The sequence below is a fragment of the Rothia nasimurium genome, assembly GCF_049068285.1.
GTDB classification, from domain to species: Bacteria; Actinomycetota; Actinomycetes; order Actinomycetales; family Micrococcaceae; genus Rothia; species Rothia nasimurium_I.
Genome location: NZ_JBLKPV010000003.1, coordinates 18,073 through 29,860, shown reverse-complemented (window position 1 = coordinate 29,860; position 11,788 = coordinate 18,073). Strand labels below are relative to the sequence as shown.

Genomic DNA, 11,788 nt, shown 5'->3' with positions numbered 1-11,788 from the left:
CAGTGCAGAATAACGCCCAAGCCCGCTTCGATACCGCCCAAGAAAAGGCTAAAACCCTCATGGAGGCCCTGCCCTGGATCCAGCAGTTCCGGGGCAAGGTCATGGTCTTCAAGTACGGCGGCAACGCCATGATTTCGGACGAGCTACGCGCGGCTTTCGCAGAAGATATGGTCTTTTTGCGGACGATTGGCATCTGCCCGGTGGTTGTCCACGGGGGCGGCCCGCAGATCACTGCCATGCTGGATAAGCTGGGGATTGAGAGCGAGTTCCGTGGCGGGTTGCGCTACACCACCCCGGAGGCGATGGACGTCGTCCGTATGGTGCTGACCGGCCAGGTGGCCCGCGAGCTAGTGTCCCTCATCAATACCCACGGCCCCTTTGCGGTGGCCATGAGCGGGGAGGACGGCGGCCTGCTGAGGGCCCGCCGGATTGGCACCGTGGTGGACGGGCAGGAGGTCGACCTGGGCCTGGTCGGTGAAGTCGTTGGGGTGAATACCACCGCGATTATGTCCATGATTGAGGCCGGGAAGATCCCCGTGATTTCCTCGGTTGCCCCGGAAATGCACGACCCCGAAAAGTACCCGGGTCACTCCCACGGTTTAGCAGGCCTCACCGGCGAAATCCTGAACGTGAACGCTGATACTGCCGCCGCCGCTGTTGCTGCGGCCCTGGGGGCTGAGAAGCTGGTCGTCCTGACCGACGTGGAGGGCCTTTACGCCAACTGGCCCGATAAGGACTCCCTCATTTCCTCCCTGACCGTCTCGGAGTTGCGCGAGATGCTGCCCTCCTTGGTCTCGGGCATGATCCCCAAAATGACAGCCTGCCTGCAGGCGGTCGAGCACGGGGTTCCTCGCGCCTCGATCGTCGATGGCCGCCTGCCCCATTCGCCCCTGCTTGAAATTTTTACCGATAAGGGTATCGGTACCCAGCTAACCCCTGACGACGCCCACGACGCCCCCTGGCACCACCCGGCCCCTGATTTCCAGCTCAAGCCGGTCACCTACTAGGAGCCCACCATGACCCAAGAATCTTTCCTCACCGACTACAGAAATGACCTGCTCGGGGTCTTTGGCGACCCCAGCCTGGTCTTGGTGGAGGGGGCAGGCTCCCGCGTGACGGACGCTGACGGTAAGGTCTACCTGGATCTTCTGGGCGGTATTGCCGTCAATGCCCTGGGCCATGCCCACCCGGCCTGGGTGAAGGCTGTCGCTGAGCAGGCAGCTACCCTGGCCCACGTCTCTAACTTCTTTACCACCCCCCAGCAGGTGGGCCTGGCCCAGCGGCTCCTGCGTTACCTGGGGGCTGAGGACGGCAAAGTCTTTTTCTGCAACTCCGGCACCGAGGCTAACGAGGCGGCCTACAAACTGGCCCGCCGCCACGGCAACACCCGGGGGAAGGGCACCGTCCTGGCCCTAGACCACGGCTTTCACGGCCGCACCCTGGGGGCCCTGTCCCTCACCTGGAAGCCCGCCTACCGGGAACCCTTCGAACCGCTTCCCACCGGTATCAAACACATCCCGGCCACTCTTGATGCCCTGGAAGAGCACCTGACCGACGACGTCGCCGCCCTCATTATCGAACCTATCCAGGGGGAGGCCGGCGTCCTGCCCCTGCCTGACGGCTACCTCACCCGTGCCCGCGAACTGACCCGGGCCCACGGTGCCCTCCTCATCATCGACGAGGTCCAGACCGGCATGGGTCGCACCGGCCGCTGGTTTGAGCACTCCCGTGAACTCACCGGCGAGAACCTGCCCGACGCCATTACCCTGGCTAAGGGCCTTGGCGGCGGTTTCCCCATCGGGGCCATGATCGTCGTTGGCGCTGAGAACGCCAGCACCCTTGAAGCTGGTATGCACGGAACCACCTTCGGCGGCAACCCATTGGCCACCGCAGCAGCAAACGCAACCCTGAACGTCATAGAAACTGAGGGCCTGCTGGCTGCAGCAACCGAGCGGGGGGCCACCTTCCGGCGGGCTATCGAAGAAGTAGCCGGTGTGGCAGAAACCAGGGGAGCGGGCCTTCTGATTGGCATTGTGCTGGAGAGCGACACGACGGACGCCGGAGCCCCCCTGGCGCCTGCCTTCGTCACCGCCGCCCGGTCGTCTGGCTTTATCGTCAACGCCCCCGATGCCCGCACCGTCCGCATCGCCCCGGCCCTGACCATCACCGATGCCGAGCTTGCCGAGTTTACCGCTGCCTTCCCCCAGATCCTGGCTGAAGCCCGCAAGCAGTAGGGGAGAGCGGTAGAAGCGCCCCATATCCACACAATGCATAAATATCAGAAACTTATGCATATAATGAGATTTCTGCGGTAATCCACCGCCTGAGACCAAAGGAGACCTCATGGTCCGTCACTTCCTCAAGGACACAGACCTCACCCCGGCCGAACAGGCCCGCGTACTGGATCTGGCCGCCGCCATGAAGGCCGACCGCTACGGTTTCAAACCCCTGGCAGGCCCCCAGACCGTCGCCGTCCTCTTTGACAAGACCTCCACCCGCACCCGCTTCTCCTTCCACGCCGGTATCGCTGACCTCGGCGGCAACCCCCTCATCGTCAACCCCGGCGAAGCCCAGCTGGGCCACAAGGAATCCGTCTCAGACACCGCCGCCGTTATCTCCCGCATGGTCTCAGCCATTGTCTGGCGCACCTACGCCCAGGCCGGTCTTGAAGAAATGGCAGAACACTCCCGCGTCCCCGTCATCAATGCCCTCTCCGATGACTACCACCCCTGCCAGATCCTAGCCGACCTCCAAACCATCCAGGAACACAAGGGCCAGCTTGCAGGCCTCACCATGGTCTACCTGGGAGATGCCGCCAACAACATGGCCAACTCCTACCTACTCGGCGGAGCAACCGCCGGAATGCACGTTCGCGTCGCCGGCCCCGCAGACTACCTGCCCGCTGACTCCGTCGTCGCCGAAGCAGAAGCCCGCGCCGCAGAAACCGGCGGATCCATCCTGGTCACCACCGACCCCGCCCAAGCCCTGGCCGGGGCCGACGTCGTCATCACCGACACCTGGATCTCCATGGGCCAAGAAGACGAAAAAGAAGCCCGAGCAGAAGTCTTCAAACCCTACACCGTCAACGCCGAAGCCATGGCCCAGGCCGCCCCCGAAGCAATCTTCCTGCACTGCCTACCCGCCTACCGGGGCTACGAAGTCACCGCCGCCGTCATCGACGGGCCCGCCTCCGTCGTCTTCGACGAAGCCGAAAACCGCCTCCACGCCCAAAAAGCCCTGCTCACCTTCCTCCTGGTCGAATCAGGCATGGCCACCGACGAACGTACCGCCCGCTAGACCGGCCCCAACGAACCACACGAACCCCACCACCCCCGTGTAACTGAGAGAACAGAATGGCTATTCCTTCGACAAAGACCGCGCGTCAGGCCCGCATTATTGAGGTCCTGCAGACCCACCGGGTGCGCTCGCAGGCTGAACTTGCCCAGATTTTGACGGACGATGGTTTGAAAGTCACCCAGGCGACCCTCTCCCGGGACCTGGTTGAGATTGGGGCTGAGCGGGTACGGGATGAAAAATCGGGGCTGATTTATGCGGTGCCCAACCATCCGGTCCGCCGAAGCTCCCAGGACGGCCCCGACGCCCGCCTGGTCTCCCTCTTTAAAGAATTGCTGGTTACCGCTGAGGCTTCAGCTAACCTGGTGATTTTGCGTACCCCGCCGGGGGCTGCCCAGTTCCTGGCCTCTGCCATTGACCAGGCCGGTATTGAGCCTATTCTGGGGTCGATTGCCGGTGACGATACGGTTATGGTGATTACCCGCGATCCCATGGGTGGTCAGGAGGTTGCCCACCTCTTCTTGGAGTGGGCTGCCTAAGAATTCTGTGAAAAAGCCCCCGGCCTTCTGAGGGAAGGTCGGGGGCTTTGGGCAACCTGTTTTAGGAGGCGAAGAGTTCTTTCATCTCGTCGAGATTGAAGAATTCGGCGACGTCGGCGGGGGTTTGGGTGCCGAGGGTTTCGTCGGCGCCTGCGTCCAGGAGCATGCGGGCGATGGGGAGGTTGTTGCGGAAGGTTGCGCAGACCAGGGCGGTTTGGCCGCGTTCGTTGAGGCGGTCGAGGTCGGCACCTTCGTTGATGAGAAGCTGCACGAGGTCGGCGTGCTCGTGGTAGGCGGCCAGAATGAGGAGGGTATCGCCCTTAGCGTTGGTCAGATCGACGGGAACCCCCTGGTCAAAGAGGGATTTGAGGGCTACTGGCTTGTTGTCACGAGCCATGTCAAATACCGAGTTGAGAAAGTCGAGTTCTTGGTCGGTAAGGCCGGTTTGTACTTCTGTCATGGTTTCACTTTCTCAGATATGAGCGGTTGTTAGCAAGCCTTTGGGGTGGCTTCGGGGTGGGCTTTGAGGGTGGCGCTTGCTTATTTGTACTGTGCACCTAGCGGTGCGGGTGTGACCTGTGTGGCACAATGGGCTGTGTTGTTCCCCCGTTGAAAAGGCTTTTTCCCATGTCTGTTTCTGAGTCTGGTGCACATGTTTCTGCTGCACCTGAGCATAATCTTGCGGCTGTCTTGTCTGCCCGGTTTGCTGATGAGAATCCTGCTTTGACTTGGGCTGGTGGTTGCTTAAGCTACCGGCAGCTGGTTGCCTTGACCGGTTCTGCCCGGGATTTTTTGAAGCGGGCTGGGGTGGAATCTGGTGACCGGGTGGCTTTGGCCCTGCCAAATGTTCCGGCTATGGTGGCCCTCTATTATGCGACCTTGAGTTTGGGGGCGGTTGCGGTGCCTTTGCACCCCCTGCTGGCTGCCCGTGAGGTTGCTTACCAGGTTCAGGACGCCGGTGCCCGGCTTCTGCTGGCGGGATCAGGTACGCGCGTGGCTGAGGAAGCCCCGCAGGCGCAGGCTGAGGTGGGGGAGGCTACCACCGTTGAGGTGCTGGCCCTAGATACTGACTTTGGGGCTGCCGTCCTTGATCCCTGGCAGCCGGAGGCGGTGGAGCCGTCCGCCCCTGCTGTTTTGTTATACACCTCGGGGACGACCGGGGCCCCCAAGGGGGCGACCCTGACCCACGCCAATATGCTGTCTAACGCTACAACCTGCGTTGATGTTTTTGGTTTTTCCTCCTCTGATGTGATTTTTGGGGGCCTTCCCCTCTTCCATGCTTTTGGCCAGACAGTGTCGATGAATGCGGTGGTGGCTGCTGGTGCTTCTATTGCCCTCTTGCCCCGGTTCACTCCGGGTGGGGCTGCCCAGCTGTGCGCTAGTGCTGGGGTGACGGTGTTTGCAGCTGTTCCGACCATGTACAGTGCCTTGGCCAGCTATCTTGCAACTGATCCGGCCCTGGCTAAGAAGCTGAGGGGCCAGGTCCGGTTTGGTATCTCCGGTGGGGCTGCCCTGCCGGCCTCCGTCCATGCTGATATTGAGAACCTTGCGGCTTTTCCCATTTATGAGGGGTACGGGCTGAGTGAAACAGCGCCGGTGGTTAGCTTCAACCAGGCGGAGTTTGGCCTGGTCATTGGTTCTGTTGGCCGCCCCTTGCCCGGGGTTCAGGTGCAGATCCGCGACAGGGCGGGCACCCCCCTTCCTGCCGGGGAGCCCGGTCAGCTGTGGGTCAAGGGCCCTAATGTCATGGCCGGTTACTGGGGTAACCCCGAGGCTACTGCTGCCGTGATGGACGGCGACTGGTTCGCTACCGGGGACGTTGCCCGCTTAGATTCTGAGGGCAATATCTTTATTGTTGACCGCCTCAAGGACATGATTCTGCGAAACGGCAATAGCGTCTACCCGCGGGAGATTGAGGATGTTCTCTACACCCACCCGCAAGTGCGTTTAGCGGCGGTCATCGGCCAGCCCTCAGAGTCGGTGGGGGAAGAAGTCGTGGCTGTGGTGGTGCCCCGCGAGGAGCTGGACGCTGAGGGCCAAGCTGAGCTGGTTGCGTCCTTAGACAGCCTTGCCCAGCAGCAGCTGGCAGCCTATAAGTACCCCCGCCGCTACCTGCTCAAAACCGAGCTTCCGCTGGGTCCTACCGGCAAAATCTTGAAGCGGGTTCTTGCTGAAAGTCTGAACGCCTAAGGCACAGATTAAAAGAGTAAGCCCCTGCCTGTCACCAGTATGCTCAAGAAGGTGACGGCAGGGGCTTACTACATCTAGGGGGCCTGAAGCTGGGCTTTAGGCTGCCTTGCCCATGGCCTTGCGGGTCTGCATGTTGGCGCTCAGGGAGGCACCGAGCAGGATCATGCGGAAGGTACGTTCGGCTGAGTCGGTGAGGAGTTCTTCACCGTTGACCAGGGCGTCTTCCAGGTCCATGGGCAGGGGGATGATGGAGGCGAAGGCGTCAATGCCTGCTTCGTGGACCTTGTAGGCCTTCTTGCCAATGGAACCTGCCAGGGCCAGGACGGGGGCGCCGGTGGCGCGGGCGCGGCTTGCGATTTCGGCGGGAACCTTGCCCTTGGGGGTCTGGAAGTCGATGGCGCCTTCTGCGGTGATGATGAGGTCGGCGTGGGCGATTTCTTCGTTCAGGTTGATCCCTGCCAGGCCGGAGTCGATGAGGGCTTCAAAGCGGGGGGTGAGCTCTGCGCCGATGAAGGCCAAGCCTGCACCCAGGCCGCCGGATGCGCCGGTGCCTGCGCCGGTGTGGAAGTCGATCTGGCCGGGGGTACCGGTCATTTCGGCGTGGGTGGTGGTGAGCAGGTTAGCCCAGTGGGTGAGGGCTGCATCGAGCTGTTCGACCTGCTCGGGGGTTGCCCCCTTCTGGGGTCCGAAGATCCGGGCGACGCCCTTGGGGCCGGTCAGAATGTTGTGCTGGTTGAGGGCCAGGACGATGCGGGCGGTGCGGGCGCGGGGGTGCAGGTTGCTGTAGTCGATGCTGGCCGCTTCGGTGAGGTGGGCGCCGCCGAGGGGGATTTCTTCGCCTGCTTCGTTGAGGATGCGGGCACCGAGGGCGGCGAGGGCTCCTGCGCCGCCGTCGGAGGTGCCGGAGTCGCCGCAGCCAACCAGGACGGTGTGGACGTCGGGGTTGTCGAGGGCTTCTGCGATGAGCTGGCCGACGCCGTAGGTGGTGGTTTCTGCGGGGTTCCGCAGGTCTGTGGGGACGAGGGAGAGGCCTGCTGCTGCTGCCATTTCAACGACAGCGACGCCGTCCTGGCCGCCGCCTAGCAGGGCGTAGTGGGAGTCTACTTCCTGGCCGACGGGGCCGGTGACGCGGGTGCGGATAATGCGGCCGCCGGTGGAGCCTGCCAGCATTTTGGCGGTGCCTTCGCCGCCGTCGGGGATAGGCATGGTGACGGTGTTGATACCGGGGGTGACTCGGCGGATACCGGCGGCGATGGCGTCAGCGACGACGTCTGCCTCGAGGGAGCCCTTGAAGCCGGAGGGGGCGATCAGGATGCGCTGGGGAATGGTCATGGACATGGTTTTTCTCCTTTGTAAGGTAAGTGGGCGCTTCCGGTGTTTGGGGTCCTGCTCACCGGTTTGGGTCGGTTTTTGGGTGCAGGAGGGGAAGCCTGGGTCCTGTTTGGGGAGGACGCCCGGTGTTTGGGTTTTTGTATGAGGTGGAAGTTTTAGAGGTAGAGGGGCAGACCCATGGCTGGCCAGATGTAGAAGGCGAAGCCGGCGATCAGGGCTGAGTGCAGGGGCGCTAGCCAGATGCTGAGTTTGAGGAGGTCTGCTGAGGTGTAGGTGGTTTGCCCGTCAATGGAGGCGAAGAGGGCGACCGGCTTGGCGCTGGAGGTCAGGGTGTGGCAGAAGCCTGCGGCTGCGGTTGAGATGAAGGCTGCTGCGACGGGGTTGACGCCCAGGGGGATCGCTGCGGTGATGATCAGGGGTACGAGGACTGCTGATCGGGCGCTGCGGGACTGGATGACCAGGTGGGCAACGGTGGAGAGGGCAATGACGAGCAGGACGAAGGCTGCTGCACCGCCGCGTCCCATCCCTGAGACCGGGGCGAAGATTGCTTCTGCCAGCCAGGTGGCGGCCCCTGATTCTGAGAGGGCGGTGCCGATGGCCAGGGTGGTGGCCATGAAGACCAGCATGGGCCAGGGGGCCTTTTTCAGGGCGGGGCCGAGTTTGACGGATCCGAAGACGGGCGCTGAGGCTGCCAGGGCGCCAAGGATAGCGACAATGACGGGGTCTAGGCCGTGGAAGGATTCAGTACACCAGAGGACGATGGCGATGGCCAGGGTCAGGGTGATGTTCTTTTCTGCCTGGGTGAGGGCGCCTCGCACCGGGGTGGTGCCTTCGGTTTCGAAGTCGGCCAGGGTGATTCGGATTCGTTTGTCGTCGCCGTCGCGGGTGGGGAAGAGGAGGAAGACCAGTTCTGTCACCAGCAGGGAGGCTGCGAAGCCGAGGCCTGAGCCGAGGATCATCCATTCCAGGAAGCCAATGGTTTCTAGCCCGTAGGCGACCAGGATTTCAGCGGTGACCAGGTGGGCACCTGCGCCGATGAAGGAAGCGACTGCTGAGACCAGGATGGTGGAGGGGGCAAGAAGGCCGAGGGCTTTGATGAGTTTGGTGCGTTCAGGCATGGCTTCTGCCATGGCCTGGTAGATAGGCAGGGCCAGAGCGGCTCGGCCGGAGGGGGAGGGCACCAGATAGACGGTGAGGAAGAGGGCCAGGTTGTAGAGGTGGGCTAGCTGGCGCGGGGTACGGGCCAGGGAGACCAGGCGGGCGGTGAGGCGGCGGGTGAGGCCGGAGGCGGTGAGGGCCTGGGCCATGACGACGGCTGCTACCAGGAGCCAGACGGCGCTGGTGCCGAAGGAGGCGGTGAACTGGTCGGTGGTGATGATTCCGGTGAGGACCAGGGCCACGGCCGCTGCCAGGGAGACGTAGGTGTCTGAGAGGGGGGAGAAGACCCAGGCCCAGATGGCCAGGGTGAAGATGGCTAGGGTGAGGGCGCCTTCGAGGGTGAGGGCTTCGCTGGTCATACCGGTGTAGGCTGCGCCTGCGATGAGTACGAGGGCGATGAAGAAGCTGACGAGCAGCTTGCCGGTGATGAAGCTGGGTTTGGTGACGACGCGCTCTTCGAAGAGGGCGGGGGCTTCTGCTACCGGGGCGGTGGAGGTGTAGAGAATTTTCATCATACGAATCGGTATCCTGCCCCTCGGACGGTGACGATGTAGTCGTCGCCGATTTTCTTGCGGAGGGCGCGAATGTAGACATCGACGATGTTGGAGTTGGGGTCGAAGTCCATGCCCCAGACCTGGCCGAGGAGCTGTTCACGGGAGAGCACCTGGTTCTTGTGGCGCATGAAGGTTTCCAGCAGGGCGAATTCGCGGCTGGTGAGTTCTGCGATGCGGCCGGCGACGGTCACCTGGCGGGAGAGGACGTTGAGCTCTAGGTCGCGGTGGGTGAGGGCGCTGGCGGAGGTTTCTTCACGGTTGGTGTCGAGCAGGCGCAGGCGGATGCGGGCGAGGAGCTCGGCGAACTGGAAGGGTTTGGTCATGTAGTCGTTGGCGCCGTTTTCGAGGCCTTCGAGGGTGTCTGAGACGGAGTCGCGGGCGGTGAGCATGATGATGGGGGTGGTGATTCCATCGGCGCGGAGGGATTTCATGATGGTGAATCCGTCCATGGAGGGCAGGCCGACGTCGAGGATGATGAGGTCGAAGTCGCTGACCTTGGCGAGGGTGTAGGCGCTGCGGCCGTCGTCGATGAGGGTTGAGGTGTAGCCAGCGGATTTGAGGCCCTTGACGATGAAGGATGAGATGCGCGGGTCATCTTCGACGATGAGGATATGGCTCATGATGTTTCCTTGGGTGGTGGGCCGCCGCTAGGCGGTGAAGGTGTTCATTTCGGTGTCGTGTTTGGGGTTGGTGGTGCCTTCGGGGGCGGGGAGGGTCAGGCCGAAGATGCTGCCGATTTCATCGTCGGGTTGGGCGATCCAGACGGAGCCGTTATGGGCTTCTGCAATGGATCGGACGATGGCCAGGCCGAGTCCTGCTCCGATGGAGTGTTTAGTGGCGGTGGCGGGGTTCTTCTTGTTGTTGCGTTTGAAGCGTTCGAAGAGGGTTGCTGCGTCTTCGGGGGTGACGCCGGGGCCTCGGTCGCGGACCCAGAGGTTGAGGACGCGGTCGTCGCCCTTGCCTTCGAATTTTGAGCCGAGGGAGACGGTGCTTCCTTCGGGCGCGTACTGGGCTGCGTTGGCGCAGAGTTGGACGAGGGCTTGGGTGACGCGCTGTTCGTCGAGTTGGGCTTGGCCTTCTGCGATTTCTGAGATGGCCCAGTGGTGGCTGGTGAAGGCTTGGACCTTTGAGTCGAGGGTAATCATGAGGTCTGCGACGTCTACGAGGTGGGGGGTGACGAAGTCGGGTCGTTCAGATTTTGCCAGGGTGAGCAGGTCTGAGACGATGCGGGCCATGCGTTCGAGTTCGTCGTCGACCAGTTTGAGGGTTTGGTCTTGTTCTTCGTTGCGGTCCATGAGTTCGAGGTGGCCGCGCACGATGGTGATGGGGGTGCGCAGTTCGTGGCTGACGTCGTCCATGAACTGGCGTTCGAGCATGGCAGATTCCTCTAGTCGGTCAAGCATTTGGTTGAAGGTGTGGCCCATGGCTGCAACGTCGTCGTCTCCGCGGACGTGGACGCGGCCGCTGAAGTTTTTGTCGTTGATTTCTTGGGCTACGGTGCGGAGGGAACGGATGGGCTTGGTGATGCGGCTGGCGACGATCCAGGCGATTCCGAAGCTGACGGCGAGTCCTCCTAGGCCTACCCAGATCATGGTGATCATGGTGTGCTGGGCGGCGTCGAGTTCTGGTTGGATGAATTCGACAATGATCAGGTGGCCGGTTTCTGTTCCTGCGTCGGTATTGAGGGTGATGTCGACTTTGCCCCAGTGGACGGGGCCAGCCGGTGTCTGTTCAATGCCGGAGGTTTCGGGGTTGTCGGTGATTGCGGTGATGAGGGTGACGTCCTCGTTGGGGTGGTATCCCTCGTCGTGGGCGTAGGTTTTCTCATCGCGGCTGATGACCATGGAGGGGGTGACGCCGATGATTTCTTCGCGGTAGCCGGTGGCCTGGCTGTTGATGAAGCTGGTCATCATGTCGTTGAGGCCGGTGAAGGGCTGGGCGGTGGCGGGGTCAACGCCGATGTCGGAGTAGTTCCGGAATTCATTGATTTCGGACTGGATGCTGGCGTCGGCGTTGGATCCTACTTCGTTGATGAGGATTCCTCGCACAACGAAGATGAGGCCGGTGACGATGATGGTAACGACCAGGACCATCCAGGCGATGATTCGTAGGCGGACGGAGCCGGAGTATTGTTTGGGGGCCTTGCGCTTGGGGGCGCGGGGGGCGGCTGTCTTGTTAATCATCGCTGCCGTCATCTCCGCCGTCGTCGTCCCAGTCGTCGTCGTCATCTGCCGGGGGGACGTAGACGGGGGCAGGTGCGGGAGCCGGGGCTGGCGGGACGTAGACGGGGGCAGGCGCCGGGGCCGGAGCTACTTCGACGGGGGCCGGAGCCGGTGCCGGTGCTACCTCTACGGGGGCCGGGGCGGGGGCCACTTCGACGGGGGCCGGTGCCGGGGCTACCTCAACAGGGGCGGGGGCCTGTTCTACCGGGGCCGCTTCTTCTGCGGGAGCTTCTTCAGCAGGTGCTTCTTCAGCGGGCGCTTCGGTGGGTTCAGCGGTGGCCTCGGTGGTGGGTTCAGCGGAGCTTGGTTCGCTGCTGGGGGTGGCTGATGTGGTGGGGGAGCTAGTGCGGTCAAGGACGATGGGTTCGACCTTGTCGCCGAGCTGGCCCCGGAAACTCATCATGAGGGTGAGACCTGCGACGATGAGGACGGCTGCAAAGAGCAGGATTCCGAACATGTATTTCTTGAGCATGACTCTAGTCTGTCAGTTGTGTTTAAA

11 protein-coding genes are annotated in these 11,788 nt (G+C 62.6%); 5 read left to right on the top strand and 6 right to left on the bottom strand.

Going from position 1 to position 11,788, the window contains the following annotated elements; all coding sequences use genetic code 11:
• Window positions 1-59: 59 nt before the first annotated feature.
• From argB to ACMXX3_RS03630, 4 genes are all read left to right on the top strand, one after another.
• Complete coding sequence (argB, locus tag ACMXX3_RS03645) at window positions 60-1,007, top strand: acetylglutamate kinase (RefSeq protein WP_421083581.1); 948 nt, start codon at window positions 60-62, stop codon at window positions 1,005-1,007.
• Between the two features lie 9 nt (window positions 1,008-1,016).
• A complete protein-coding gene (locus tag ACMXX3_RS03640; protein WP_421083407.1) occupies window positions 1,017-2,234 on the top strand; it encodes an acetylornithine transaminase in 1,218 nt (405 codons plus the stop codon).
• 109 nt (window positions 2,235-2,343) lie between these two features.
• Window positions 2,344-3,297, top strand: coding sequence for an ornithine carbamoyltransferase (argF, locus tag ACMXX3_RS03635; protein WP_421083406.1), 954 nt, complete (start codon window positions 2,344-2,346; stop codon window positions 3,295-3,297).
• A 56-nt stretch (window positions 3,298-3,353) separates the two neighbouring features.
• Entirely contained in the window at window positions 3,354-3,833 is a 480-nt protein-coding gene (locus ACMXX3_RS03630) for an arginine repressor (RefSeq protein WP_421083405.1), read from the top strand.
• Between the two features lie 61 nt (window positions 3,834-3,894).
• Here the strand turns inward: ACMXX3_RS03630 and ACMXX3_RS03625 are convergent, their stop codons facing one another.
• Window positions 3,895-4,293 (bottom strand): ankyrin repeat domain-containing protein, encoded by a 399-nt coding sequence (locus tag ACMXX3_RS03625; RefSeq protein ID WP_421083404.1) that lies wholly within the window; start codon window positions 4,291-4,293, stop codon window positions 3,895-3,897.
• Window positions 4,294-4,460: 167 nt separating this feature from the next.
• Between ACMXX3_RS03625 and ACMXX3_RS03620 the strand changes: the two genes are divergently transcribed.
• Window positions 4,461-6,023 carry an AMP-binding protein gene (locus ACMXX3_RS03620; protein ID WP_421083403.1) on the top strand — a complete coding sequence of 521 codons (1,563 nt, stop codon included), beginning with the start codon at window positions 4,461-4,463 and terminating at the stop codon, window positions 6,021-6,023.
• A 96-nt stretch (window positions 6,024-6,119) separates the two neighbouring features.
• Here the strand turns inward: ACMXX3_RS03620 and ACMXX3_RS03615 are convergent, their stop codons facing one another.
• From ACMXX3_RS03615 to ACMXX3_RS03595, 5 genes are all read right to left on the bottom strand, one after another.
• Window positions 6,120-7,361 (bottom strand): glycerate kinase, encoded by a 1,242-nt coding sequence (locus ACMXX3_RS03615; RefSeq protein ID WP_421083402.1) that lies wholly within the window; start codon window positions 7,359-7,361, stop codon window positions 6,120-6,122.
• Between the two features lie 149 nt (window positions 7,362-7,510).
• Entirely contained in the window at window positions 7,511-9,028 is a 1,518-nt protein-coding gene (locus ACMXX3_RS03610) for an SLC13 family permease (protein ID WP_421083401.1), read from the bottom strand.
• A complete protein-coding gene (locus ACMXX3_RS03605) occupies window positions 9,025-9,687 on the bottom strand; it encodes a response regulator transcription factor (protein WP_421083400.1) in 663 nt (220 codons plus the stop codon). Before ACMXX3_RS03605 ends, ACMXX3_RS03610 begins: the two co-directional genes overlap by 4 nt.
• A gap of 27 nt (window positions 9,688-9,714) precedes the next feature.
• Window positions 9,715-11,250: a sensor histidine kinase gene (locus ACMXX3_RS03600; protein WP_421083399.1), complete on the bottom strand. Its 1,536-nt coding sequence runs from the start codon at window positions 11,248-11,250 to the stop codon at window positions 9,715-9,717.
• Entirely contained in the window at window positions 11,243-11,761 is a 519-nt protein-coding gene (locus ACMXX3_RS03595) for a hypothetical protein (RefSeq protein ID WP_421083398.1), read from the bottom strand. The genes ACMXX3_RS03600 and ACMXX3_RS03595 overlap by 8 nt, the downstream gene beginning before the upstream one ends.
• Window positions 11,762-11,788: the final 27 nt, after the last annotated feature.

Bases quoted from the DNA above. Each gene is read 5' to 3' on its own strand.
- ACMXX3_RS03605 (WP_421083400.1), bottom strand. From the start codon at position 9,687: ATGAGCCATATCCTCATCGTCGAAGATGACCCGCGCATCTCATCCTTC.
- ACMXX3_RS03595 (WP_421083398.1), bottom strand. From the start codon at position 11,761: ATGCTCAAGAAATACATGTTCGGAATCCTGCTCTTTGCAGCCGTCCTC.
- ACMXX3_RS03625 (WP_421083404.1), bottom strand. From the start codon at position 4,293: ATGACAGAAGTACAAACCGGCCTTACCGACCAAGAACTCGACTTTCTC.
- ACMXX3_RS03615 (WP_421083402.1), bottom strand. From the start codon at position 7,361: ATGTCCATGACCATTCCCCAGCGCATCCTGATCGCCCCCTCCGGCTTC.
- argF (WP_421083406.1), top strand. From the start codon at position 2,344: ATGGTCCGTCACTTCCTCAAGGACACAGACCTCACCCCGGCCGAACAG.
- argB (WP_421083581.1), top strand. From the start codon at position 60: ATGGAGGCCCTGCCCTGGATCCAGCAGTTCCGGGGCAAGGTCATGGTC.
- ACMXX3_RS03600 (WP_421083399.1), bottom strand. From the start codon at position 11,250: ATGATTAACAAGACAGCCGCCCCCCGCGCCCCCAAGCGCAAGGCCCCC.
- ACMXX3_RS03630 (WP_421083405.1), top strand. From the start codon at position 3,354: ATGGCTATTCCTTCGACAAAGACCGCGCGTCAGGCCCGCATTATTGAG.
- ACMXX3_RS03610 (WP_421083401.1), bottom strand. From the start codon at position 9,028: ATGATGAAAATTCTCTACACCTCCACCGCCCCGGTAGCAGAAGCCCCC.
- ACMXX3_RS03640 (WP_421083407.1), top strand. From the start codon at position 1,017: ATGACCCAAGAATCTTTCCTCACCGACTACAGAAATGACCTGCTCGGG.
- ACMXX3_RS03620 (WP_421083403.1), top strand. From the start codon at position 4,461: ATGTCTGTTTCTGAGTCTGGTGCACATGTTTCTGCTGCACCTGAGCAT.